This is a genomic window from Sphingomonas sp. LR60, from assembly GCF_036855935.1.
In the GTDB taxonomy this organism is placed as follows: Bacteria; Pseudomonadota; Alphaproteobacteria; order Sphingomonadales; family Sphingomonadaceae; genus Sphingomonas.
In genome coordinates, this window is record NZ_JASPFK010000001.1 from 1763595 (window position 1) to 1787672 (window position 24078).

Consider the following 24078-nt stretch of genomic DNA (forward strand, 5'->3'; position numbering starts at 1 on the left):
ACGGAAGTCACTCCGGCATCCACTATTCCGCGAACGGGTAAGCGATAGCTTTCGCGGATCAGCGGACCGCGGAACAAGTCCGGGGTGACGGCGTGTTGAGGGAGACTTCCGGAATTCGCATAGGTCTCGATCAGGTCCGTGGCAGCGATCGAAGGCTCCTTACCAGATCGTCGCGCGGCGGGCGGTGCGGGCGGCTTCGATCTGCTGACGAAGCGCTTCGGAACGGGTCGGCGCGGGAGCATCGGCCGCGAACACGAACGTCGGCGCCTGGACGAATGCGGGCGTCGTTGCACTCAGCGACGTGTCGGTCGGTGGAAAGCTGGCCATGGCAATGCTCCTTCGTTGACGGTCCTTCTCTTGGAACCCGTTCTACAGGCGGGTGACTGACAGCCTATTGAACAGGGCGGTTAACGCCGCGGTCGTCAAAATTCCGCACGGCGTTGCCCTTCGCGTCATTGCCCCTTACGCCGGGCGGCATGAAGCTCATCATCGGCAACAAGGCGTATTCCTCCTGGTCGCTGCGCGGCTGGCTCGCGTGCCGGCAATCGGCGCTCCCCTTCGAGGAGATGGTGGTGCCGCTCTACGACGACGAATGGGATCGCCGCCGCGAGGGCGACGAGTTCGCGCCGTCTTCGGGCAAGGTGCCGATCCTGTGGGATGGCGAGGCGGTCGTGTGGGACAGTCTCGCGATCGTCGACTATCTCGCCGACAAGGTCGGGCGCGATCTGTTTTGGCCGGCCGACGAAGCGGCACGCGCAATGGCGCGGTCGATGGCCGCCGAGATGCATTCCAGCTTCGCGGCGCTGCGCCGCAAGCACACGATGAACATCCGGCAGGTCTATCCGCCGGTGACCCCCGACGACGACGTGCGCGCCGATCTGACGCGGATCTTCGAATTGTGGGCGCAGGCGCGCGCGCGGTTCGGCAGCGGCGGCGACTTCCTGTTCGGCGAATTCGGTGCGGCCGACATCATGTTCGCGCCGGTGTGTACCCGCATCGTCACCTACTCGCTCCCTACCCCGCGCTTTGCCGCCGCCTATGTGCTGGCGGTCCTCCAGCATCCGTTCATGCAGGACTGGATCGCCGGCGCGCAGGAAGAGGAATGGGTGATCGAGAAGTTCGAGCAACCCGTCGCCTGACATGTCACTCGCGTGCGTAGCCGGCGTCGGGCGACCAGCGCATGGCGATATCGGGATAATGGACCATCGAGCGTTCGGGCAGGCTGACCGCGAACAGCACGCACGGCGCGTCGCCGTCGTTGCGCAGGTGATGCGCATTCGCGTCACCCTTTCGGAACACCGCCACGTCGCCGGGGTGCAGGGCGGTCGCGCCATGGTCGTCGACCAGCGTCGCAGTGCCGGAGAGCACGACGAGGATTTCGTCCTCGCCCTCATGCCAGTGCCGCTGCGACGACCAGCCGCCCGGCGGGACCGTCACATGCGTCGCGACGAAGTCCGTGAGCCCGCCCGCCTGGGCAAGATCGCGCACCAGTCGTCCGGAGGCCGCGGCGGCGAAGGGCGGCGGATAGTCGCTGCCCGTGGCGGGCGGTACGCCGTCGACATCCAGCTTCGGCATCGGGAGTGCTCCTTGTGATCGATGTCGTTCACCTCGCCAGTCTATTGATCGGCGCGGAAAGCGTCACCCCCGCGCACGGGCCGGTCTTCGACGTGCTCGAAGCGGCGCTGCTCCCGCTCGGTTTCGACGTCGAGCGCCGCATCAGCGGCGAAGCGCCCGACGGCCCGGTCGAGAACCTGCTCGCCACGCGCGGCGGGCATGGGCCGCACCTCGCCTTCGCCGGGCATGTCGATGTCGTGCCGCCCGGCGATGGCTGGAGCGCCGACGCCTTCGCGCCACGGGAGCGCGACGGCTTGCTGTTCGGGCGCGGCGCGGTCGACATGAAAGGCGCGGTCGCTGCGTTCATCGCCGCGGCGGCGCGCGTGCCGGTAGACGAAGGACGGCTCACGCTGATCATCACCGGCGACGAGGAAGGTCCGGCGACGTTCGGGACGGTGTCGCTGATCGAGCGGATGCGCGAACGGGCACTGCTGCCCGACCTATGCCTCGTCGGCGAGCCGACCTCGGTCGCGGCGCTCGGCGACATGGTGAAGATCGGGCGGCGTGGCTCGGTCAATATCTGGATCGAGGTGCCGGGGCGTCAGGGGCATGTCGCCTATCCGCACCTTGCCGACAATCCGATCCCGCGGCTGGTCGCGATCCTCGCCGCGCTGGATGCGTTGCTGCTCGATCAGGGCAGCGACTGGTTCCAGCCGTCCAATCTCGAGATCACCGATATCACGGTCGGGAATCCGGCAACGAACGTCATCCCGGCGCGTGCTACTGCGCGGATCAGCATTCGCTTCAACGATCTCCAGAACGGGCAGGCACTTGCCGACCGGGTCGCGGCGATCGTCCATTCCCATGCCCCGGATGCGATCGTCACGCCGCGCATCTCGGGCGAAGCCTTCCTGACCGAGCCCGGGCAGCTCTCCGCGCTGGTATCCGCGGCAGTGCTGGATGTGACCGGGCGCACGCCGGAGCTGTCGACCACCGGCGGCACCTCGGATGCGCGCTTCCTGCGCGCCTTGTGCCCGGTGGTCGAATTCGGGTTGCTCAACGCGACGATGCACAAAGCCGACGAAGCCGTGTCGATCGAGGATCTGCACCAGCTTACCGAGATTTACACAAAGATCATCCAGCGCGTGTTTTCGGCGGCAGCGTAGCCTCGTCGTTGCCAGCGCAGCGAAGCAATCCAGGGTTGGACCAGGACGCCCTGGATTGCTTCGCTGCGCTGGCAACGACGGAGTGATCCGGAAGCGGCCCGAGCAGAAGTGTCCTCAGCGCCGGCGGCGTAGCACCACGTACAAGGCTCCCGCGCCGCCGTGGCGCGGATGCGCGTTGCGGACTGCGGCGATTGCGCCGGAAAAGGCGGACAGCCGCAACCAATCGGGGATCGCGGCGCGGATCGCACCGCGCGCATGGGGGCGCTGGCTCTCGGGGCGCGGTGGCTTGCCGGTGATGAGCAGGATGACGCGATCGCCGTGCATCAGCGCCTGACCCAGTCCCATTTCGAGCGCGGCGTGCGCGCTCGCCAGCGTATGCCCGTGGAGGTCGATCGTGCGATCGGGCGCGACCATACCGCCTGCCAACCGCCGGTCCCATCCGCCGTCAAGCGTATGACCCGGCTCACGACGGATGTGAGAGGGCGGAGGGGTCGGGACGCCGGGAACATGCGCGACCTTTACGGGCGCGGGAAGCGGCAGCCGCTCCGACGACGGCGCGGCGACCTTGCGGCCGGGGATCGCGCGCACAGTAGCGCGCACTCGCGCCCACAGCGCCTCCTCGTCAGGGCCGAGGCGTCGTGCCGCCACTCGCCGCCTGCCCTGCCCGCCAGCGCGCATAGCTGCCCCGCGGCAACAGCACGAACGCGGTGCCGCGCGCGCTCATCCCGCCCGCGATCGCGCGTGCTTCCTCGCCCGCACCCCAGAAGGTGTCGAACCGGTTGCTGCCGTTGATCGCGCCGCCGGTGTCCTGCGCGATCCAGATCCCGTTGGCGTCGGTCCGGTCCATCGACAGCAGCACCGGTGCGCCGAGCGGCACGAACTTCGGATCGGCCGCCACGGTCGCGCCGCCGCTGACCGGGAGGCCGAGCGCCCCTTGCGGCGCGCCGGTCAGCTCGCGGAAGAAGACATAGCTTTTGTTCTCGCGCATGATCGCCCGGCCTTCGTCGGGATGCGCGTGCAGCCAGGCGACGATACCCTGCATCGACGACTGGCCGGGACCGAGCAGCCCACGGCTTTTCATCAGCGCACCGATGCCGGTGTAGTCGCGCCCGTTCTGCGTGTCATACCCGATGCGGAGCACGCCCCCTTCGTCGAGCCGGATGAAGCCCGATCCCTGCACCTGCAGGAAGAACAACTCGACCGGGTCAGCGGCATAGCCGAGGATCGGCGCACGACCATCGAGCGCGCCTTCCTCGATCGCGGTCCGGTCGAAATACGGCACGAGTGCCTGACCCTGGACGCGTCCGCGGATCTTCTTGCCCGCCCATGTCGGGGAGAAAGCGCTTAGGTCGACTTCGATCAGATCGTTTGGGCGCCCGTAGATCGGCGCATAGCCTGCGCGGGGGCGACGCGACCCGGCGATCTCGGGAATGTAATAGCCGGTGGCGAAGGCGCGACCGTCGCCGACCTGCACCGCTTCGAACCAGCGCTGGAAGAATGGCGCGGCATTGGCAGGGTCGGTGCGCGCCGCTTCGGTACAGGCCGCCTGCCAGTCGCTCGCGATCGTCAGACCCGACGTGTCGGTGCGGCGCACGAGGCTCGGACAGGAGATGCGAAACGCGTCGAGCGCTGCACCGGCCTGCGCTCCATCGAGCGGGACAGTCGCCAGGTCGATCGCGGGGGTGAGCCCGGCCATCGCCGCGCTGGTCGCGCCGGGCACGACTGCGGCCGCAATGGCGGGAAGCGGAACCGAGGCTACCGGCTGGCGAACCGCCAGCGGTCGCGAAGGAAGCGTCGAAGGGCGCGGCGTCGCGGCGACCGGACGTGGGGACGGCGGCGGGGGGCCGAGCGGCCGCCCGGCCCGACGCAGCCAGCCATCAACAGGGCGCCCGCCACCGCGAGCGTCGCTTTGCTCCGCAACCCGTCCCCCTTTTCTAATTCTTCGTTCAGGCTTCGTCGGTGTCGGCGAGGATCCAGTTCGGATCCGAGGCACGAACAGTGCGGACGAAAGTCCAGACGTCGTGCGTCTGAACCGCATCGCTGGTCGATCCGGCGATGACGTTGCCCTCCGCGTCGCGCGTCACTGCCGCGATGTCGGCATCGAACCGTACTGCGACCCGCGCCTCACCGTTCGCCACGCCCGCGGAAACGATCGTCGCGCGCTCGATCGTGATCAAGCGATTGTCGAGCACCTGTCCCTCGGCGTTGCGCGCCTCGATCGCCTCGGCGAAAGCAGCGTGGACGTCGTCGCTGACCAGATCGCGCAACGCCGCCTCGTCACCCCGCCAGAACGCCTCGAGGATCATGCGGTACGCCGACTTCGCGCCTTCGAGGAAGCGGGCGACGTCGAAGCCCGGCTCGGCCGAGACGATTGCGCGCAGACCGGGTTCGGTCGCGCTGTCAAAGGGGCGCGTGGCGGGCTCCCGGATCTCCGACGTGGTCTCTACCGCGCGCGGGACGGCGGCGGTCACTACCCGCTCCTCCGCAGGCTTCGGCAGCGGTTGTTCGTGGCCGGAGCGCTTGCCCAGAACCGAATAGAGTCGCAGCGCCAGAAAGCCGGCGACCATGGCGAGCAGGACAACGTAGAACACGGCAACTCCAGTAAGCTGGTGTGCGTACATAGGCGCGTGGGCACCGAACATCAAATCGCCCAAGTCCCGCATTGTATCCGCCGCAGCCCGCATCCGCGATTGTCACATCGGCGGGGCGCTGCTAACCGCCCGACACTTTCCCGCGCGGCGCCGCACCGGCGCGCGCCTGGCCTGACGATAGGGGTAGGACGATGGACGAATTTGGCAATGCAGGCGGTGAACCGCTGGCCAACGGCGCCGACACGGCGCCTGCCGCGGGGCTGATCTCGCAATATGTGAAGGACCTGTCGTTCGAGAACCCGAACGCGCCGGCGGTCTATCAGGAGCCGCAGGCCCCGGAGATCAACGTGCAGTTCGACATCGGTGCGGCGCAGGTCGCCGACGAGGTCCACGAGGTCACGCTGAAGATCGAGGTGCGCGCCACCACCGGCGGCAAGACCGCGTTCATCGCCGAGCTGTCCTATGCCGGGCTGTTCGGGCTGCGCAACGTCCCGGCCGATCATGTCCAGCCGTTCCTGCTCGGCGAGGGTCCGCGCCTGCTGTTCCCGTTCGCGCGCCGCGTCGTCGCCGATGCGATCCGTGACGGTGGCTTCCCGCCGCTGCTGCTGGAGCCAATCGACTTCAACGCGCTGTTTCTTCAGCAGGCGCAGGCACAGGGCGTGTCGTTCGGCACCGAAGACGCCGGTCAGGCGTGATCTGACAACGCGGGCGAGGATCGCCGCATGAACCTCGCCCGTGCGCTAGGCTCGATCGGCGGGCTGACCCTCGTCAGCCGCGTGCTCGCGCTCGGCCGCGACACGTTGCAGGCGAGCTATGTCGGCGCGAGTTTCGCGTCGGACGCGTTCTTCGTCGCGTTTCGCCTGCCCAATATGTTTCGCGCGCTCTTCGCCGAGGGCGCCTTCTCCGCGGCGTTCATTCCGCTGTTTAATCGCAAGGTCGCTGAAGGCGGGGGACTCCGGCGGAATCGACTTCGCCGAGCGCGCGCTGGCGCTGCTGTTTCCGGTGCTGCTGGCGATGACCGCGCTGATGCTGGCGGCAGCGTGGCCGCTGACATGGGCACTCTCTGGTGGATTCGAGCGTCAGCATCCGACGGCCGACCAATTCGCCTTTGCGGTGATGCTGTCGCGCTTCACCATTCCCTATCTGCTCTTGATCTCGCTGGTGTCGTTGCTGGGCGGCATCCTCAATTCGCTGCACCGCTTCTGGGTCAATGCCGCCGCGCCGATCCTGCTCAACATCTCGATGGTTGGCGCGTTGATCTTTTTCCACGGCGGCGATCCTTATGCGACCGCGCGTGCGCAGAGCATGTCGGTGACGGTCGGCGGCGTGCTGCAGCTCGGTTGGTTGTGGTGGGCGTGCTGGCGCGCGGGCGTGAGCCTGAAGCTGCGCCGGCCGCGCATCGACGATGACGTCAAGCAGATGCTGAAGTTGATCGTTCCGGCAGCGACCGGCGCGGGGGCGGCGCAGATCAATCTTGCGATTTCGACCGCGCTGGCGGGTGGGTTGCTGTCTGCCGGGTCAATCTCGGCGATCTACTACGCGGATCGGCTCAATCAATTGCCGCTGGGCCTGATCGGGATCGGCCTGGGTACGATCCTGTTGCCGGTCGTGTCGCGGCTGCTGTCGCAAGGCCGGGAGGCCGAGGCGATGGAGACGCAGAACCGCGGGCTGGAGCTGGCATTGTTCCTCACCCTGCCCGCTACCGCTGCGTTCGTCTTCGCCGCGGAGCCGATCGTCCGTGGCCTGTTCCAGCATGGCGCGTTCGACGGCGGTGACACGGTGCGCTCGGCGCAGGCGCTCGCTGCCTTCTCGCTGGGGCTGCCCAGCTATGTGCTGGTCAAGGTGCTGACGCCCGGCTTCTACGCACGCGCCGATACGAAGACGCCGGTGCGGCTGGCGCTCTATTCGGTCGCGATCAACCTGTTGGGCAATCTGATCCTGATCCCGACGCTGGCACATTGGAACATCGGGCAGATAGGGCCGCCACTGGCGACCGCGCTCGCCTCCACCGTCAACGTTGTGTCGCTGTATGTCGTGCTGTCGCGCCGGGGCCATTTCGCGCTCGACCCGCAGGTCAAGCGCAAGGTCCCGCGGCTCGCGATCGCCGCCTTGCTGATGGGCGCAGCGCTCCTGCTGGTCGCGCCCTATGTCGATCCGTATCTGACCGGCAGCTTCGTGACCCGCGGCGTGGCGCTCGCGCTGCTGGTCGGCGCGGGTGTCGCGATCTACGCGCTGGCGTGCGTCGCTACGGGCGCGTATCGCCTCGCCGATCTCAAAACCCTCCTTCGTCGCAGAGCTTCCACGTAATGACCAACATGCGCGTCCTTTCCGGCATCAAGCCCACCGGCAACCTCCACCTCGGCAATTACCTCGGCGCGGTGAAGCAATGGGTGGCGATGCAGGACGACATCCAGGCGTCGGGCGGCGAAACGATGTACTTCATCGCCGACCTTCACGGCCTGACCGAATTCATCGCGCCGGCCGAGATGACCGCGAACACGGTCGAGATGACCGCGACGCTGATCGCCGCGGGGATCGATCCGGCGCGCTCGATCGTGTTCAACCAGGCGCGCGTGCCGGCCCATGCCGAGCTGGCATGGTTGCTCAACAACGTCGCGCGGGTCGGCTGGCTGAACCGCATGACGCAGTTCAAGGACAAGGCGGGCAAGAACCGCGAGGGCGCGTCGGTCGGGCTGTATGACTATCCGGTGCTGATGGCCGCGGACGTGCTGCTCTACAATGCGACCCACGTCCCCGTCGGCGAGGATCAGAAGCAGCATCTGGAGCTGACGCGCGACATCGCGACCAAGTTCAACACCGATTTCGAGGCCGAGCTGTTCACGCTGCCCGAGCCGCTGGTCAGCAAGGCCGCGCCGCGGATCATGTCGCTGCGCGATGCCGCAGCGAAGATGTCCAAGTCGAACCCGTCCGAGCAGTCGGTGGTCAAGCTGGTCGACAGCGACGAGGTGATCGCCGACAAGTTTCGCAAGGCGAAGACCGATCCCGATCTGCTGCCCGCGACGATCGCGGAGCTGGAAGGGCGGCCGGAGGCGCGCAACCTGCTGACGATCTTCGCGGCGCTCGCCGATCGCACGGCCGACGCGGTGCTGGCGGATTATGCGGGCAAAGGCTTCGGGCAGTTCAAGCCCGATCTCGCCGACTTGGCGGTCGCCAAGCTTGGCCCGATCCGCGACGAGATGCTGCGGCTGTTGAACGACCGCAGCGCGATCGATGCGATCCTGCGCGATGGCGCCGATCGCGCGGCGGCGCTGGCGGCGCCGACCTTGCGTCGTGCGCAGGAAGCGATGGGGCTGCTGATCTGACCGATTCGGCGCGTGACGCCATGTCGCGCGCCAACTTTCGGCAATCCACGCCGGGTTGCGTTGGCCAATGCACCGAAAACCGCGCCTTTTTCATTTGGCACAGGGCTTGCTGATCGTTCCGTAACAACGGAGCGACACATGACCGACCACAGCAACACCCCCGCCACTGCCCCCCGCGACAATTTGTTCGGCGTCTGCGCCGCGCTGGGAGAGGATTTCGGCATCAACCCGCTGTGGCTGCGGCTCGGCTTCGCGGTGGCGTTGCTCTTCTCGCTGGAAAAGGTGCTGCTCACTTACGTCGCGCTTGGCGTGCTGGTCCTCGTCAGCCGGCTGCTGTTCCCCAATCGCGTTCGCGCTGCGGTGACCGACGTGCCAGCGGCAGTGGTGAACGAGGCTGAGGAAGAAGAATATCGAAAGGCGGCGTGATTGCGTCTCTGCTGCGGCGCCGCCGGAGGGAAAGCAGAGCGCATGACGTAGGGCCGGGATCGTTCTCTCGTCATTGCGAGCATGGCGAAGCAATGCAGGGCATCCTGGTCCGGCTCTGGATTGCTTCCCCGGCGTTCGCCGGGGTCGCAATGACGGATCAGGTCGGTGCGACCGCGCTCCGCCCCCGGCTCAAGCCTCCAATTGCCCCAGCAACATGTGCACTGCCTGATCGACCTCGCGGTCGCTGTCGCGCAGCGCCTCGATCCGACGGACGGCGTGGATCACCGTCGAATGATCGCGCCCACCGAACTTGCGCCCGATCTCGGGCAGCGAGCGCGTGGTAAGCCGCTTGGCGAGATACATGGCGATCTGCCGCGGTCGCGCCACCGCCCGCGCGCGGCGTGCAGAGAGCAGGTCGAGCGGCTTCAGCTCGAAATGCTCGCAGACCAGTTTCTGGATCTGGTCGATCGTCACGCGGCGCTGATGCCCGCGCAGCATATCGCCGAGCGTCTGCGTCGCGAACTCCAAGTCGATCGTCTTCCCGGTCAGCATCGCATAAGCGGTGACGCGCGTCAGCGCGCCTTCCAGCTCACGGATGCTCGAGGTTATGCGCTCGGCCAGCAGGTCGAGCACGTCGCGGGGTACGCGCGTGTCGGGCATTTCGGCGACCCGCCGGGCAAGCACGGCGTGGCGCAACTCGGGCGACGATGGACGGATGTCGACCACCAGCCCCGACCCGAGCCGGCCGATGATGCGCGGCTCGATCCCGTCCAGCATCTGCGGCGCGCGATCGGCGGCGATCACCAGCCGCTTCCCTGCCGACATGATTTCGTTGACGGTGTGGAAGAACTCGTCCTGGGTCACGTCCTTGCCGGCGATGAACTGCAGGTCGTCGATCAACAGCAGGTCGCAACTGCGCAGCTTCGCCTTGAACGCGAAGGTATCGCGTGCGCGCATCGCCGCGACGAATTCGAACATGAAGCGCTCGGCCGACATCAGCATCACGCGCGCCTGCGGATGATCCTCGAGAAAGCGGTGTGCGATGGCGTTGAGCAGGTGCGTCTTGCCCTGCCCGGTGCCGCCGTGGAGGAACAGCGGGCTGAAGCGTACCGCGCCCGGCGCGGCCAGCGCCTGCGCGGCGTTCAACGCCACCATGTTCGACGCGTCCGCGACGAAGCGCTCGAAGGTTAGCCGAGTATCGAGCGACGGCCGCTCGGCTGCGACGGCAGCGGCGACAGGCGCAGCGGCGGGCGGTGCGGTCAGCGCGGCGACCGGCGCGGAAAGTACCGCCGGCGCGGCGGCACGCACCGCGGTGTCGATCGCCACACTGCGCACGCCCGGCAGCACGGTGCGGAACTCGTGCACCAGTCGGTCGGCATAGTGGCTCTTGACCCAATTGGTCATGAAGGCCGACGGCGCGGTGAGCCGCACATCCAGCGCATCGTCACCGGCGGCCAGCGCGATCGGCGCGAGCCATTGGTCGAACACGCGGGCACCGGCCGAACGGCGCAGGTTGGCGCGGACCTGGGCCCAGGCCCGGGCCAGATCGCTCATCCCGTCATCCACTTCGACCATCAGCGCCACGCACAATTCTCCTGTTGCCGCAACCACATGGTTCGCGGCCCCTGTTTTCAAAAAGTCAAACGTCCCCCCGCCCGCGGCCCCTAGCGCGTTGGCTTCCAGACATTGTCCTTGTGCCGCGCAGCACGAACGGCGGCGCGGTTCAAAGGATTAGGAACAGGCGGGTGAGTCGATCAAGCCCGCAAACGGGTACGATTCCGAAATAAAGCGGATTGACTCGCCATCAGCGGCACAAATGCGTCATAAATCTCGTAAGCAATTGAGAATACGGGGTTATTCTAGACGCTGCCGATTGCTGCCGGGCGCGAGATCGCAGGGATTCCGGGCCTTTTGCGGCGATGCTGCTTTGTTCTTCATGTGACTGATCGCGCACACGAAAACGCCCGCCGGGCGATCCCGACGGGCGTCAATTTCGTGCGCGAGACGCAGGGGCTTACGCCAGCGCGGCAACCCGCTTGGTCAGACGCGAGAACTTGCGCGAGGCGGTGTTGCGGTGAAGCACACCCTTTGCCACGCCGCGCTGCATCTCCGGCTGCGCCGCTGCCAGCGCGGTCGCCGCCGCGGTCTTGTCACCCGCTGCCAACGCGGCCTCGACCTTCTTCACGAAGGTACGGATGCGACCGACACGGGCACCGTTGATTTCGGCCCGGCGCTGGTTGCGGCGGATGCGCTTCTTGGCTTGCGGCGTGTTCGCCATGAACGTCCTCTGATAAGTTTCGAGATCGATGGAAAAAGGCGCTGGGTAAGCCCTGCACCCTCGTAAGGCGCGGCCCATAGCCCGGCCATGCACCAGCGTCAACTCCGCTGGCAGCGCGGACACCAGAAGGTCGAGCGTCCGCCCTCGGCGTAACGCTCCACCGTACCGCCACACGCGCACGGTCCGCCGGCGCGGCCATAGACCGCGAATTGCTTCGAGAAATAGCCCAGCTCGCCGTCGGGGCGCGCATAGTCGCGGAGCGACGATCCCCCGGCGTCGATCGCCGCCTCCAGCACGAGCTGCACCGCGGGCACCAATCGTGCGAGCGCGGCGGCGTCGAGCATACCGGCGGGCGTACGCGGATCGATGCGTGCGTCGTAGAGCGCCTCGCAGACGTAGATATTGCCGAGCCCGGCGACGATCCGCTGGTCGAGCAGCGCAAGCTTGATCGACAGGCGGCGCCCTGCGAGCGCGTGGCGCAGATGCTCGGGCGTGAACGCCTCGCCCAGCGGCTCCGGACCGAGCAGGCGAAAGGCGGGAAAGTCCATGACCTCGGCGGTCGGCAGCAGGTCGACCGATCCGAAGCGCCGCGGATCGTTGAGCGCCAGCACGCGCCCCGCTTCTGTCGCAAGCACGAGATGATCGTGCGGCAGCAGCTCGGTCGGGTCGACGCGCCACCGGCCGGACATGCCGAGATGGAAGATCAGCGAGTCGTCCCGATCGGTGTCGATCACGCCATATTTGGCGCGCCGTCGCAGCCCGGTGATGCGTGCGCCGGTCAGCCGCTGGCGTAGATCGGCGGGGAAGGCGCGGCGCAGATTATCGCGGCGCGGCTCGACGCGGGTCAGCACCTGCCCCTCCAGCACCGGGCGCAGGCCCCGCACGGTGGTTTCAACCTCTGGCAATTCCGGCATCTCTGCCCCCTAGCCGGTCGGTCGCATGGCGGCTAGAGCGGCGCGCATGAGCGAAACCGTCTCCTTCGGCTACGAAGACGTCACCCCGATCGAAAAGACCGCGCGCGTCCGTGGGGTCTTCTCCAATGTCGCCAGCCGCTACGACCTGATGAATGACGCCATGTCCGGCGGGATGCACCGGCTGTGGAAGGACCGGTTCGTGCGCCGCGTGAAGCCGCGCGCGGGTGAGCAGATCCTCGATATGGCCGGCGGGACCGGCGACATCGCGTTCCGCCTGGCGGAAAGCGGCGCATCGGTGACGGTCGCGGACATCAATCCTGAAATGCTGGAGGTCGGGATCGGCCGTGCGCAACAGCGCGGGATCGACGGGCTGGTGTGGACCGAGGCCAATGCCGAGACCCTCACCTTCCCCGACCGTTTCTTCGACGCCTATACGATCGCGTTCGGCATCCGGAACGTCACCGACATCCCGGAGGCGTTGCGCGAGGCGCATCGCGTGCTGCGGCGTGGCGGACGCTTCTTCTGCCTCGAATTCTCGACCAACGTCTGGCCGGGGTTCGCGGAGGTGTACGACGCCTATTCGCATCATCTGGTGCCGAAGCTGGGGCAGCTGCTGGCGAACGATGCCGACAGCTACCGCTATCTGATCGAGTCGATCCGGCGCTTCCCGGACATGCCGACGTTCGAGCGGATGGTCGGCGACGCCGGGTTCGTCCAGACGAAGGTCGAGCCGATCATGGGTGGGCTGGTCGCGATCCACAGCGGCTGGAAGATTTGACCTCCTCGCTCGTCCACACCTGGCGGCTCCTGAAATGGGGCCGGACGCTGGCGCGCCACGGCGCGCTGCGCGGGTTGGAGCGCGACCTCAACACGCCGCCCCGGCTGCGCCGCCTGCTGCGCGTCGCGCGGTTTGGCGCGCGGGTGCCCGAAGTGCCGCGCTATGCCGATGCGTTCGAGGCGCTGGGGCCGGCAGCGATCAAGTTCGGCCAGACGCTGGCCACACGCCCCGACCTGGTCGGCGAAGCGGCGGCTGCCGACCTGCTGCGGTTGCAGGACGCGGTGCCCCCGGTTCCCTATGCGACGATCGCGCAGACGATGCGTGGCAGCTTCGGGCGACCGTTGGAGACGTTGTTCAGCGCGATCGAGGAAGTGCCGGTCGGCGCGGCCTCGATCGCGCAGGTCCACCGTGCGATCACCACCGATGGGCGCACGGTCGCGGTCAAGGTGCTGCGCCCCGGCGTCGAGGAAGATTTCGCGCGCGCGATCGAGACTTATGAATGGGCGGCGGCGCAGATCGAGCCAATGGGGGGCGAGATCGCCCGCCTTCAGCCCCGGCTGGTCATCGAGACGTTCAAGCGCTGGACCGCGCGCGAGCTGAACTTCACGCGCGAGGCGGCGTCGGCATCCGAGCTGGCCGAGACGATGACCTCGGAGCCGAACTTCTTCGTTCCCGCGGTCGATTGGGCACGCACCACCGGCAAGGTGCTGACGATCGAGTGGATCGACGGCATCAAATTGTCCGATCGCAAGGCGTTGCTGGCCGCAGGCTATGACCTGCCCGAGCTGGCGCGCGTGCTGGTCCATGCTTTCCTCCGGCAGGCGATCGCCGACGGCTTCTTCCATGCCGACATGCACCAGGGCAATCTGTTCGCGCTGCCCGGTAATTGCGTGGCCGCGATCGACTTCGGGATCATGGGGCGGATCGACCGGCGCGCGCGCGTCTGGCTCGCCGAAATCCTGTACGGCCTGATCACCGGCAATTACCGCCGCGTCGCCGAAATCCATTTTGAGGCGCAATACGTCCCCTCGCATCACAGCGTCGAGGAATTCGCGACCGCGCTGCGGGCGGTCGGCGAGCCGATGCGCGGCTTGCCGGTCAAGGACATGTCGATCGGGATGATGCTCGACGGCCTGTTCGGGATCACGCGCGACTTCGACATGGTGACGCAGCCGCACCTGCTGCTGCTGCAAAAGACGATGGTGATGGTCGAAGGCGTCGCGACGGCGCTCGATCCCGACATCAATTTGTGGGTCACCGCCGCGCCGTTGGTCGAGGACTGGATCCGCACCGAATTGGGGCCGGAAGCCGCGATTGCGGATCGGCTGGTCGCCGACGTGCGGACGCTTGCCCGGCTGCCCGAGCTGGTGCGGCGGATCGAGGCGCGCTTCCCTGCCCCCGGCGGCGCACCACCGCGTCCGCCGCTCCGCGAGATCGAACGCGTTCGCGTCGGCGGCGGGTGGCGCTATGCGCTGGTCGGTGCGCTCGGCGTGCTGGCGGGTGTCGCGGGCATGATGCTGGCGGGCGGATGGTAGCCGCGCCGGGGCGATCCGGACCGGCGGGGCGCTGGCTGGTGACCCCGGACCGGCTGAGCGGGATCGGGCACGGTCCCGCCCGCGCGCTGCTGGCTGGCCTGCTGGTGGCGCTGGTCGTCGCCGCGTTGCTGGTGCCCGAGGCCACCACCCCACCGGAGTTCCTGCACGACGCGATCGTCGCCACGCTGCGGCATGGTGGCGACTATTATGATGCCGCTCGCGACCTGTTGCGTACCGAGCCGGACGCGCGCGCGGCACGGATGCTGCCGTCGACGCTAGCGGTAGTCGCGGGAGCGATGCCGGCATGGGCCCTGACCGCACTGGTCGCGTGCGGGCTGACGATCTTGCTGTGGCTCGGCGGGTTGCGGCTCGGCGCGTTGCTGGCGCGCAGCGGCGGCGCGCTGCTGATCGTCAGCCTGCTTGCCTTCGGGATCGTGGCGACGGCGGCGCTGTGGCTGGCGGCGCCGCACGCCGGTGCCGCGGCCTTGCTGTCGGCGATCGCCCTGGTTGCACGCCATCGCGCACGCGTGGCGACGTCGATCGCGGTCGCCTGCGCCGCGGCGCTGATCGATCCGGCGGCATTGTTGACGTTGGCGGTGATGGGCGCGCTGGCGCTGCTGGACGGCGACCGCCGGGAGCCGCTGCTGTGGCTTGCCGCCCTGATCCTGGCAGGCTTCGCACTCGAACTGCATCTTCATACGCTGGGCGCGACCCATGCCCCGACGGTGGCGCTGGTCCCCGATGGCGCTTTGGCGCGGCTGGTCGGCGCTGCCTTCCCTGACACGCCCGCAATGATTGGCGCGCCGCTGCTGGTGCTGGCGATGTTCGGCTGGGGAACGCTTGCCGATCCGCTCGGCCCCCGCGTGCTGGCGCTGCTGGTCGCGAGCGTCGCGCTGGACGGCGTGCTGGGGATCCGATCCGCGACCCTGACGATTGCGCTGGTCGCGCCCGGGTTGGCGCTCGCGCCCGCGGGGCTGATGACGCTGGTGCGCGGCACGATCGTGCGGCGACGAATCACGGTGACGAGGATGACGCGATGAGCAGGATCCTGTTGATCGTCGGTGGCGGGATCGCCGCCTACAAGGCGTGCGAGCTGATCCGCGGGCTGCGTGCGGCGGGGCATGAAGTTCGCTGCGTCCTGACCGACGGCGGCGCGCATTTCGTCACTGCCATGACGCTCGCGGCGCTTAGCGAGAACAAGGTTCATACAACGCTGTGGGACCTGAAGGACGAAGCGGAGATGGGGCACATCCGCCTCAGTCGCGAGGCCGATCTGGTGGTGGTCTGCCCGGCCACCGCCGACCTGATCGCGCGGATGGCGGGCGGTCTCGCGAACGATCTGGCTACCACCTTGCTGCTCGCGACCGACAAGCCCGTGTTGATCGCGCCGGCGATGAACGTCCGCATGTGGCTGCACCCGGCGACGCAGCGCAATGTCGCGCAACTGCGTGGCGACGGCGTCGTGGTCATGGAGCCTGACAAAGGCGCGATGGCATGTGGCGAATTCGGACCGGGGCGCCTGCCCGACGTCTCGACGATCGTTGCGCGGATCACGTCCGCGCTGGCGCCAGCGGTCCGCTCGCTGGAGGGCCGGCACATCGTCGTCACCGCCGGGCCGACCCATGAGCCGATCGATCCGGTACGCTATATCGCGAACCGCTCCTCGGGGAAGCAGGGGTTCGCGATCGCCGCCGCATTGGCGCGGCGTGGGGCACGGGTCACGTTGGTTGCCGGCCCCGTCGATTTGCCAACCCCTCCGAACGTCATTCGCCAAGATGTTCAAACAGCTGAGGAAATGTCGAAGGCGGTCGCGGACGCGCTGCCCGCCGACGCCGCAGTGATGGTCGCCGCCGTGGCGGATTGGCGGGTCGAGGACATCGCCCCGCAAAAGCTGAAGAAGGGCGAGGATGCGCCGGCGCCGCTTCGCCTCGCGCGCAACGTGGACATTCTCGCCACGCTGGCGCATGATCCGCATCGGCCGCGATTGCTGATCGGGTTCGCGGCCGAAACCGAGCGGGTGCTCGACCATGCGCAGGCCAAGCGGCAACGCAAGGGAGCCGACTGGATCGTCGCCAACGACGTATCCGGCGACGTGATGGGCGGCGATGCCAATGCCGTTCACCTCGTCACCGCCGAAGGCGTCGAAAGCTGGGAACGCCTTCCAAAAACCGCCGTAGCCGAACGACTTGCCGACAGGATTGCCGATGCGCTCTGAACCGATCAGGATCGCGCTGCGCCGCTTGCCACATGGCGAGGGGTTGCCGCTGCCCGGCTATGCCACGTCCGGCGCGGCCGGGATGGACGTGGTCGCGGCCGAAGACGTGACGCTGGCCCCCGGTGCGCGCGGCGCGATCGCGACCGGCTTCGCGATTGCGATACCGGAAGGGTTCGAGGTTCAGGTGCGCCCCCGGTCCGGGCTGGCGCTCAAGCACGGCGTCACCTGCCTCAACACGCCCGGCACGATCGACGCCGACTATCGCGGTGAGATCAAGGTGATCCTCGCCAACCTGGGCAGCGAGCCGTTCGAGATCCGTCGCGGCGAACGGATCGCGCAACTCGTCCCCGCCGCCGTCACGCTCGCCAGCATGATCGAAGTCGATGCGCTCGACACCACCGATCGCGGCGAAGGCGGGTTCGGATCGACGGGTCGATGATCCTCGCCGCGCTGTTGCTGCTCGGGCAGCTTTCGTCGCTCAATCCACCTAGTGAGTGGACGACGCTGCCGCGGCTGCAACTCGGCCTTGCGGCTGCGCCACCGACACAATTGACAGAGTTCGTCCGGCGTGAGGTCGCGACGACGCACTGCACGTTACCGGCCGAAGCGCGGATGCTCGATCTGGTCGTGCTCATCGGGCAGAACGGCCAGGTGCGCCGGATCGTGCCGCACGCGATCGGCTGTCCAGCGGTCGAGCAATTCGCCGCTGGCATCGTGCTGAGTGCCGCGCGCGACAAGATGCCCGCTCCCTCTTCCGACACGTGGTATGTCACCACCGTCGCGCTGACCCAGCAATGACGCTCGGCCCCGACGAACTCACCCGCTATGCGCGGCATATCGTGCTGCCCGAGATCGGCGGCGGCGGACAATTGCGGCTGACGCGTGCGCATGTCCTGGTGATCGGCGCGGGCGGGATCGGGTCGCCGGTGATCCAGTATCTGGCGGCGGCGGGCATCGGCCGGCTGACGATCGTCGACGACGACCGGGTCGAACTCAGCAACCTGCAGCGCCAGACGCTCTTCGCGACCGAGGACGTCGGACGTGCCAAGGCGGAGGTGGCGGCGGCGAGCGTGGCGCGGCTCAACCCGCATGTGTCCGCGCGTGCGATCGTCGCGCGGGTAGGCGCTGACAACATCGCGTCGTTGCTGGACGAAGCACCGGACGTGATCGTCGATGGCTGCGATAATTTCGACACCCGGCTGGTTGTCGCCGATGCCGCGCTTGCGCATCGCATCCCGCTCGTGTCCGCGGCGGTCGGGCGGTTCGAGGGCCAGATTGGCGTCTATCGCGGCTGGGAGACGGACAAGCCCTGTTACCGCTGCTTCGTCGGCGACGCTCCGGCGCGCGATGCGCTGACCTGCGCCGAGGAAGGCGTGCTGGGGCCGGTCACCGGGATCGTCGGCAGCATGGCGGCGCTGGAGGCGATCCGGCAGATCGCGCCGTTCGGCGACGACAGCGCCGGACGGCTGATGCTGCTCGACTTCCTGTCGCTGCGGTTCCGCACATTGGCGTTGCCGCCCGATCCCGCGTGCCGCGCGTGTAACGCGACACGCGGGTAAGGATCAGCTGAGCCGCGCTTCCGCGAAGCTGCGGACCGCGGGACCGATGTCGCCGCGCGCCATCGCGAGCGCGAGATTGGCGGTGACGAAGCCGGTCTTGTCGCCGCAGTCGAACCGCTCACCGTTGAAGGTGAAGCCGTGGAACGGCTGCTGCCCGATCAGCTTGGCCATGGCGTCGGTCAGCTGGATCTCGCCGCCGGCACCCTTTTCCTTCAGATCGAGGATCTTCATGACCTCGGGCTGGAGGATGTAGCGGCCGGGGATCATCAGGTTCGACGGCGCGCTGCCCTTGGCGGGCTTCTCGACCAGCGCGGTCACTTCGGTCAGCGCGCCGTCGCGCGCACCCGGCGAGATGATGCCGTACTTGTCGGTTTCCTCGGGCGCGACTTCCAGCGCACCGATGACGTTGCCGCCGACCTTGTCATAGGCCTGCACCATCTGCGCCATGAAGTTCGGCGTGCCGACCATCAGCTCGTCGGGGAGCAACACCGCGAACGGCTCATCGCCGACGATGTCCCGCGCGCACCACACCGCATGGCCGAGCCCGAGCGGCTCTTGCTGGCGGACATAAACCGGCGAGCCGGGCTGCTGACGGATGTTCTCGATCACGGAAAGGCTCTTGCCCCGCGCGCGCATCGTCGTCTCGAGTTCGAACGAGATGTCGAAATGATCCTCGAGCGCGCCCTTGCCGCGCCCGGTGACGAAGATGATCTGCTCGATCCCCGCCTCCAGCGCTTCCTCGACCGCATATTGGATCAGCGGCTTGTCGACGACCGTCAGCATCTCCTTGGGCATCGCCTTGGTGGCGGGCAGGAAACGGGTGCCGAGCCCCGCTACGGGGAAAATCGCCTTGCGTACCGGCTTGATGGTCATTCGGTCCTCCTGTTGGCGCCGGCTCTCTACCGGCGGGCGATCCGGTAAGCAATTCGATAGCATGACGATCGGCGTCCCGCGCGATCGCCTGAGCCGCGCTTGCGGTCGTCAGGCATCTGGCCTAAGCACCCGCTCCATCCCGACATCGCCGGTTTTTGCGTTCTCCATGCTCAAGAAGCTGTTTCGTTCGTCCCGCGTCGTTTCCGGGCCTGCTTTCGCCCCGGAAGCCGGCAGCCGGATCTATGCCATCGGCGATATCCATGGCTGCCGGTTCGAACTCGAGCAATTGCTGGAGATGATCGATGCCGACGACGCAGCGCGCGGGGCCGCCGAGACGACGTTGATCTTCCTCGGCGATCTGGTCGATCGCGGACCGGATTCGGCGGGCGTGATCGCGCGGCTGATGCAGCTGGCGCAGGAGCGACCACGCGTCCGGTTCCTCAAGGGCAACCACGAGGAATTGTTCTTGCACGCGCTGGACGGCGCGAAGGACGCGTTGCGGATGTTCTGTCGCGTCGGCGGCAAGGAAACGGTGCTCAGCTACGGCGTCGACAGCGCCGAATATGATCTCGCTCGATTACCCGCAACTGGCCGAGCGGCTGGCGGCGCTGGTGCCGGCCGATCACCGGGCGTTTCTCGACGGGTTCGAGGACCTGATCGTCTCGGGCGACTATGCCTTCGTCCATGCCGGGGTGCGGCCGGACGTGCCTCTGGACGAGCAGAAACCCAGCGACCTGCGCTGGATCTCGCGAGAGCTTCCTCGACCATCGCGGTGCGCATCCCAAGATGATCGTCCACGGGCACACGATCACCGCGGAGGTCGACCGCCGACCGAACCGGATCGGTGTGGATACGGGGGCTTATGCCTCGGGCAAGCTGACGGCGTTGGGCATTCAGGAACGTGAGACCTGGATCCTGAACACATGATGCACCGCGGCAATCGACGCTTGCATTTCGCGCACGCGTAGTTAAGAGATGCCCTGCACGCAAAGGGAGTTCATCATGCGTATTGCCAAGTATATGCTCGCTGCTGCCGCCGCCACGATGGCGGTTGCTCCGGCGATGGCCGCGCCCGCCAACTCGGCAGCGAGCCTGTCGGTCGCCAAGTCGGTTCGCGCTTCGGCTCCGTCGGCCAAGAAGAACGAGCTCGCCGGTGGCGGAGTGATCGTTGCCGTTCTGGCAGCTGCGGCCGTTGTGGCCGGTATCGTCGTCGTCGCGCAGGAAGACGACAGCTCGGACAGCAACTAAGCTGACCTCTCCCTCGGGAGAAGGAATAGCGGCCTTCGGGCCGCTATTTTTTTGCCTGTCGTTTGTCGGGTTTTTGGACTCCGGTCATCTTGCGCGTGCCCGTGACGTGGCTGAGCCGCGGAAGACGTGAGGCTCGGGGTCACTGGATCGAGGGGGTCGTGGGCGTCGATACGACCCAGCACCGGTGCCGCTTGAGTTTGACCCAGCTGGCTTGAAGGATCTGTATTCGCACCACGGCGAAAGTCGCGGCCGAGATGGGAGGCCGGGGCAACGTAGCGCGACGCGGATCAGCAGCGTCCCCCAACTGGGCCCCGGCCTTCGCCGGGGTACACGGCAGCTTCGACCGGTCACACCGTGGGGGCCACCGGCTATACGTCATTGCGATTGTAGCGAAGCGATCTTGGGACGCGGCCTGATGCGGCCCCGGATTACTTCGCTACGCTCGCAATGACGGCAGGACGGGCGGCACCTGTATTCAGCCGCCCACAAACGATCCTTCACGCCGCTGCGAACATCTCCGGCGGCAGCGCCATGATCGCCTCGGCCCCGCCCTCGATCTGGCGGCGCAGCGAACCCGCCTCGGGCAGCACACGCTCGGCGAAATAGCGCGCGGTGACCAGCTTGGCATCGAGGAAGGCCGCATCGCCCTGCCCTTCGTCCTTCAGCTTCGCCGCCGCCGTCGCCATGCGCAGCCACATCAGCCCGGTCGCGACCGCGCCGACCAGATGCATGTACGGCACCGCTCCGGCGCCGACGTTGTTCGGGTCCTTCATGCCGTTGGCGAGGAACCACATCGTCGCCGCCTGCAACTCGCCCGCCGCCTTTTCGAGACGCTGTGCGAGGTCGGCGACCGCCGGATTGCCCTTGCCCGCGGCAATCTCCTCCATCACCAGCCGCCCGAACGCCTGCACCGCACGGCCGCCGTTCTGCGCAAGCTTGCGCCCGACCAGATCCATCGCCTGCACACCGTTGGTGCCTTCGTAGATCATCGCAATCCGCGCATCGCGGACATATTGCTCCATCCCCCATTCGCGGATGTAGCCGTGACCGCCGTAGACCTGCTGTGCGTTGGTCGCGATCTGGTAGCCGCGATCGGTGCCGACACCCTTGATGACCGGGGTGAGCAGCCCGAGTAGATCGCCCGCGAGCTGGCGATCCTCCTCGGCATCGGCATGATGCTCGAGATCGGCCTGGAGCGCGCCCCACAGGCAGAGCGCACGCAGCCCTTCGGTCCACGCCTTCGCGTCCATCAGCATCCGGCGGACGTCAGGATGGACGAACAAGGTATCGGCCTTCTCGCCCGGCTCCGCCGGCCCGGTCAGCGCCCGGCCTTGCCGGCGATCCTGCGCATATTGCACGGCGTTCTGGTAAGCGGTCTCGGCAACCCCGAGGCCCTGCAACCCGACGCCCAGCCGCGCCGCGTTCATCATGATGAACATTGCGGCGAGGCCCTTCATCTCGTCGCCGACCAGCCAGCCGGTCGCGCCATCATAGTTCATGACGCAGGTCGAGTTGCCGTGGATGCCCATCTTATGCTCGATCGAGCCGCACGACACCGCGTTGCGCTCGCCCAGCGATCCGTCGTCACCGACCATCACCTTGGGCACCACGAACAGCGAAATGCCCTTCGAGCTGTCCGGCGCGCCGGGGGTCTTGGCGAGGACGAGATGGATGATGTTGTCAGTCAGGTCATGCTCCCCGGCCGAGATGAAGATCTTGGTGCCGGTGATCTTGTAGCTGCCATCAGCCTGCGGCTCGGCGCGGGTGCGGATCAGCCCGAGGTCCGTTCCGCATTGCGGCTCGGTCAGGTTCATCGTGCCGCCCCACTCGCCCGACACCATCCGCGGCAGATACTTCTGCTGCTGCTCGGGGTTCCCCTTCACGACCAGGGCCGCGATCGCTCCATGCGCGAGGCCGGGGTACATGGCGAACGCCATGTTGGCCGAGATCATATATTCCTGAAACGCGGTGGAAACGACGTGCGGCATTCCCTGCCCGCCGAACGCCTCCGGCGCGCTGAGCGTACCCCAGCCCGATTCGACGAACTTGGCGTAGGCTTCCTTGAAGCCCTTCGGCGTCGTCACGCTGCCGTCCTCGTGCCGCGTGCAGCCTTCCTGATCGCCCGACTGGTTGAGTGGGAACAGCACCTCGGCGACGAAACGGCCGCCTTCCTCCAGCACCGCATCGACCGTGTCGGGGGTTGCCGAACCGAAGCCGGCGACATTGGCATAGCGGTCGAGCCCGACGACATGTTCGAGCACGAAACGGGTGTCGCGGATCGGCGGCGTGTACTGCGGCATCGTCTCACTCTTTCCTGGTTGCGCCACCGTCGAGCACGCCGACGAATTCGGTCAGCTCGGTGATGGCGGCGTCTAGGTCGTGCTTCTGCTGCTCGAGTGCCGCGATCCGGTCGCGACAGCGCTGGATCGCCACTGCGCGCTGCGTCTGGCGACCGTCGCCGAGGTCGTAGAGGTCGATCATCTCGCGGATATCGGCCAGGCTGAACCCGACGCGCTTGCCGCGCAGGATCCACGCCAGCCGTGCTCGATCGCGATGCGAGTAGATGCGGACCAGTCCGCGCCGCTCCGGCGCGATCAGCCCTTCGTCCTCATAGAAGCGCAGCGCACGCGGCGTAACGCCAAACTCCGCCGACAGATCGGTGATCGTGAAGCTGTCGCGGTCAGGCCGCGGGGAAACAACGGCATAGGCAGCAGAAGCGCTCATGGAACCGGGCATACCTTCCCCTTACGTGAACGTCAATCAGTGCAGAGCAACTTGCCGTCGGCGCCGCGCAACCGGGTCGCCTCGCCGCTCGCCTCGCTCAGCCGGTCGAGCGCGAGCGTGTCGAGCGTCGCCCGGCCCTGACAGTATCGGGCGCATTCGGCAGGCGCGCGGACCGGGAACAGCAAGCGTTCGCCATTGTGGGTTGCGGTGAAGCGGCAGCCGTCCCCGAGGTCGATCGCCAGCGTGCCCCGCCCCTGCGCCGTTCCATGCGCGATACAGCGTTGGCCGTCGCCGAAGTCGACGCTGACGCCGATCCGGTAGCGTGGCGCTGCGCCGGTCATGCAGAGGCGATCCTCGCCGACCGCGTAGACGCCGGTGGCATCGGCGATGTCGCCGATGATCCCCGCCTTGCGTGCCGAGGCTTCCAGCGCCTTGCCCGCCGCATCGTCGTCACCCGTATCGCGGGCGGGAGAGCAGGCGGCGAGCAGCAGCGACAACACCACCGCCGCGCGTGTCATCAGGCGAAGCGCTCCAGCCCCGAATCGGTCAGCCGCCGATAGAAACAGCTCGGCGCGCCGGTGTGGCAGGCCGGGCCGGCTGGGTCGGCGATGATCCACAGCGCATCCTGATCGCAGTCGACGCGCATTTCGACGACCCGAAGGACATTACCGGAGGTCTCGCCCTTCTTCCAAAGGCGTCCGCGGCTGCGCGAGAAGAAGGTCGCCTCGCCGCTCGCGCGCGTCGCGTCGATCGCCTCTGCATTCATATGTGCGACCATCAGTACGCCGCCACTGGCACGATCGGTCACGACCGCGGTCACCAGCCCGGCCGCATCGAATTTGGGCAGGAAATCACTGCCGGTTTCACGCGCATCGCTCATGCGAAAACCGCGTA

27 protein-coding genes and 1 pseudogene are annotated in these 24078 nt (G+C 67.4%); 15 read left to right on the forward strand and 13 right to left on the reverse strand.

What is annotated here, in order from left to right; genetic code table 11:
• Positions 1–159 precede the first annotated feature (159 nt).
• Positions 160–327: a hypothetical protein gene (locus QP166_RS08020; protein ID WP_333915440.1), complete on the reverse strand. Its 168-nt coding sequence runs from the start codon at positions 325–327 to the stop codon at positions 160–162.
• Between the two features lie 149 nt (positions 328–476).
• On the opposite strand from QP166_RS08020, the gene QP166_RS08025 reads away from it, so the two are divergent.
• Positions 477–1139, forward strand: a complete 663-nt coding sequence (locus QP166_RS08025) for a glutathione S-transferase family protein (RefSeq protein WP_333915441.1) — start codon at positions 477–479, stop codon at positions 1137–1139.
• A gap of 4 nt (positions 1140–1143) precedes the next feature.
• On the opposite strand, the gene QP166_RS08030 is transcribed toward QP166_RS08025, so the two are convergent.
• On the reverse strand, positions 1144–1575 hold the full coding sequence (locus tag QP166_RS08030) for a cupin domain-containing protein (RefSeq protein ID WP_333915442.1): 432 nt from the start codon (positions 1573–1575) through the stop codon (positions 1144–1146).
• A 14-nt stretch (positions 1576–1589) separates the two neighbouring features.
• Between QP166_RS08030 and dapE the strand changes: the two genes are divergently transcribed.
• The gene (gene dapE, locus QP166_RS08035; protein ID WP_443027197.1) at positions 1590–2720 is read left to right on the forward strand and encodes a succinyl-diaminopimelate desuccinylase; all 1131 of its coding nucleotides are present in this window, start codon (positions 1590–1592) and stop codon (positions 2718–2720) included.
• Between the two features lie 114 nt (positions 2721–2834).
• Here dapE and QP166_RS08040 read toward each other — a convergent pair whose 3' ends face one another.
• The 3 genes from QP166_RS08040 to QP166_RS08050 form a co-directional block, all read right to left on the reverse strand.
• Entirely contained in the window at positions 2835–3368 is a 534-nt protein-coding gene (locus QP166_RS08040; RefSeq protein WP_333915444.1) for a Smr/MutS family protein, read from the reverse strand.
• Entirely contained in the window at positions 3343–4416 is a 1074-nt protein-coding gene (mltA, locus tag QP166_RS08045) for a murein transglycosylase A (protein ID WP_333917292.1), read from the reverse strand. Before mltA ends, QP166_RS08040 begins: the two co-directional genes overlap by 26 nt.
• Before the next feature lie 250 nt (positions 4417–4666).
• Entirely contained in the window at positions 4667–5311 is a 645-nt protein-coding gene (locus tag QP166_RS08050; RefSeq protein WP_333915445.1) for a Tim44/TimA family putative adaptor protein, read from the reverse strand.
• Positions 5312–5502: 191 nt separating this feature from the next.
• Between QP166_RS08050 and secB the strand changes: the two genes are divergently transcribed.
• The 4 genes and pseudogenes from secB to QP166_RS08070 all read left to right on the forward strand — a co-directional run bounded on the left by secB (position 5503) and on the right by QP166_RS08070 (position 9060).
• Complete coding sequence (secB, locus tag QP166_RS08055) at positions 5503–6006, forward strand: protein-export chaperone SecB (protein WP_333915446.1); 504 nt, start codon at positions 5503–5505, stop codon at positions 6004–6006.
• Positions 6007–6033: 27 nt separating this feature from the next.
• Positions 6034–7618: pseudogene (gene murJ, locus QP166_RS08060) on the forward strand (murein biosynthesis integral membrane protein MurJ).
• Between the two features lie 8 nt (positions 7619–7626).
• Positions 7627–8634 carry a tryptophan--tRNA ligase gene (gene trpS / locus QP166_RS08065; protein ID WP_333917293.1) on the forward strand — a complete coding sequence of 336 codons (1008 nt, stop codon included), beginning with the start codon at positions 7627–7629 and terminating at the stop codon, positions 8632–8634.
• A 138-nt stretch (positions 8635–8772) separates the two neighbouring features.
• Positions 8773–9060, forward strand: coding sequence for a PspC domain-containing protein (locus tag QP166_RS08070; RefSeq protein ID WP_333915447.1), 288 nt, complete (start codon positions 8773–8775; stop codon positions 9058–9060).
• Positions 9061–9249: 189 nt separating this feature from the next.
• On the opposite strand, the gene dnaA is transcribed toward QP166_RS08070, so the two are convergent.
• The 3 genes from dnaA to mutM all read right to left on the reverse strand — a co-directional run bounded on the left by dnaA (position 9250) and on the right by mutM (position 12252).
• Positions 9250–10635 (reverse strand): chromosomal replication initiator protein DnaA, encoded by a 1386-nt coding sequence (dnaA, locus tag QP166_RS08075; RefSeq protein ID WP_333917294.1) that lies wholly within the window; start codon positions 10633–10635, stop codon positions 9250–9252.
• Between the two features lie 439 nt (positions 10636–11074).
• Complete coding sequence (gene rpsT / locus QP166_RS08080; RefSeq protein ID WP_333915448.1) at positions 11075–11338, reverse strand: 30S ribosomal protein S20; 264 nt, start codon at positions 11336–11338, stop codon at positions 11075–11077.
• 98 nt (positions 11339–11436) lie between these two features.
• Positions 11437–12252, reverse strand: coding sequence for a bifunctional DNA-formamidopyrimidine glycosylase/DNA-(apurinic or apyrimidinic site) lyase (gene mutM / locus QP166_RS08085; RefSeq protein ID WP_333915449.1), 816 nt, complete (start codon positions 12250–12252; stop codon positions 11437–11439).
• 46 nt (positions 12253–12298) lie between these two features.
• On the opposite strand from mutM, the gene QP166_RS08090 reads away from it, so the two are divergent.
• Genes QP166_RS08090 through QP166_RS08120 form a run of 7 tightly spaced genes read left to right on the forward strand, consistent with a single transcriptional unit; the run spans position 12299 to position 18339 of the window.
• Complete coding sequence (locus QP166_RS08090) at positions 12299–13030, forward strand: class I SAM-dependent methyltransferase (RefSeq protein WP_333915450.1); 732 nt, start codon at positions 12299–12301, stop codon at positions 13028–13030.
• Positions 13027–14565 (forward strand): 2-polyprenylphenol 6-hydroxylase, encoded by a 1539-nt coding sequence (ubiB, locus tag QP166_RS08095; RefSeq protein ID WP_333915451.1) that lies wholly within the window; start codon positions 13027–13029, stop codon positions 14563–14565. Before QP166_RS08090 ends, ubiB begins: the two co-directional genes overlap by 4 nt.
• Complete coding sequence (locus QP166_RS08100; protein ID WP_333915452.1) at positions 14559–15605, forward strand: hypothetical protein; 1047 nt, start codon at positions 14559–14561, stop codon at positions 15603–15605. Before ubiB ends, QP166_RS08100 begins: the two co-directional genes overlap by 7 nt.
• Positions 15602–16780, forward strand: a complete 1179-nt coding sequence (coaBC, locus tag QP166_RS08105; protein ID WP_333915453.1) for a bifunctional phosphopantothenoylcysteine decarboxylase/phosphopantothenate--cysteine ligase CoaBC — start codon at positions 15602–15604, stop codon at positions 16778–16780. The genes QP166_RS08100 and coaBC overlap by 4 nt, the downstream gene beginning before the upstream one ends.
• The gene (gene dut, locus QP166_RS08110; protein WP_333915454.1) at positions 16770–17219 is read left to right on the forward strand and encodes a dUTP diphosphatase; all 450 of its coding nucleotides are present in this window, start codon (positions 16770–16772) and stop codon (positions 17217–17219) included. The genes coaBC and dut overlap by 11 nt, the downstream gene beginning before the upstream one ends.
• Entirely contained in the window at positions 17216–17578 is a 363-nt protein-coding gene (locus QP166_RS08115) for a hypothetical protein (RefSeq protein WP_333915455.1), read from the forward strand. Before dut ends, QP166_RS08115 begins: the two co-directional genes overlap by 4 nt.
• Positions 17575–18339, forward strand: coding sequence for a HesA/MoeB/ThiF family protein (locus QP166_RS08120; RefSeq protein WP_333915456.1), 765 nt, complete (start codon positions 17575–17577; stop codon positions 18337–18339). Before QP166_RS08115 ends, QP166_RS08120 begins: the two co-directional genes overlap by 4 nt.
• Positions 18340–18342: 3 nt before the next feature.
• Here the strand turns inward: QP166_RS08120 and galU are convergent, their stop codons facing one another.
• Positions 18343–19212, reverse strand: coding sequence for a UTP--glucose-1-phosphate uridylyltransferase GalU (gene galU, locus QP166_RS08125; protein ID WP_333915457.1), 870 nt, complete (start codon positions 19210–19212; stop codon positions 18343–18345).
• Between galU and QP166_RS08130 the strand changes: the two genes are divergently transcribed.
• Together QP166_RS08130 and QP166_RS08135 are read left to right on the forward strand one after the other, a co-directional pair.
• The gene (locus tag QP166_RS08130; protein ID WP_333915458.1) at positions 19103–20002 is read left to right on the forward strand and encodes a metallophosphoesterase family protein; all 900 of its coding nucleotides are present in this window, start codon (positions 19103–19105) and stop codon (positions 20000–20002) included. The two genes, galU and QP166_RS08130, sit on opposite strands and share 110 nt — an antisense overlap.
• Before the next feature lie 212 nt (positions 20003–20214).
• Positions 20215–20460 (forward strand): hypothetical protein, encoded by a 246-nt coding sequence (locus tag QP166_RS08135; RefSeq protein WP_333915459.1) that lies wholly within the window; start codon positions 20215–20217, stop codon positions 20458–20460.
• Positions 20461–20957: 497 nt separating this feature from the next.
• Here QP166_RS08135 and QP166_RS08140 read toward each other — a convergent pair whose 3' ends face one another.
• The 4 genes from QP166_RS08140 to hisI are packed head-to-tail and all read right to left on the reverse strand — an operon-like array spanning position 20958 to position 24064.
• Positions 20958–22760 carry an acyl-CoA dehydrogenase C-terminal domain-containing protein gene (locus QP166_RS08140; protein WP_333915460.1) on the reverse strand — a complete coding sequence of 601 codons (1803 nt, stop codon included), beginning with the start codon at positions 22758–22760 and terminating at the stop codon, positions 20958–20960.
• A gap of 4 nt (positions 22761–22764) precedes the next feature.
• Positions 22765–23184: a MerR family transcriptional regulator gene (locus tag QP166_RS08145; RefSeq protein ID WP_333915461.1), complete on the reverse strand. Its 420-nt coding sequence runs from the start codon at positions 23182–23184 to the stop codon at positions 22765–22767.
• Between the two features lie 32 nt (positions 23185–23216).
• A complete protein-coding gene (locus QP166_RS08150) occupies positions 23217–23702 on the reverse strand; it encodes a hypothetical protein (RefSeq protein ID WP_333915462.1) in 486 nt (161 codons plus the stop codon).
• A complete protein-coding gene (gene hisI, locus QP166_RS08155) occupies positions 23702–24064 on the reverse strand; it encodes a phosphoribosyl-AMP cyclohydrolase (RefSeq protein ID WP_333915463.1) in 363 nt (120 codons plus the stop codon). The genes QP166_RS08150 and hisI overlap by 1 nt, the downstream gene beginning before the upstream one ends.
• Positions 24065–24078 lie beyond the last annotated feature (14 nt).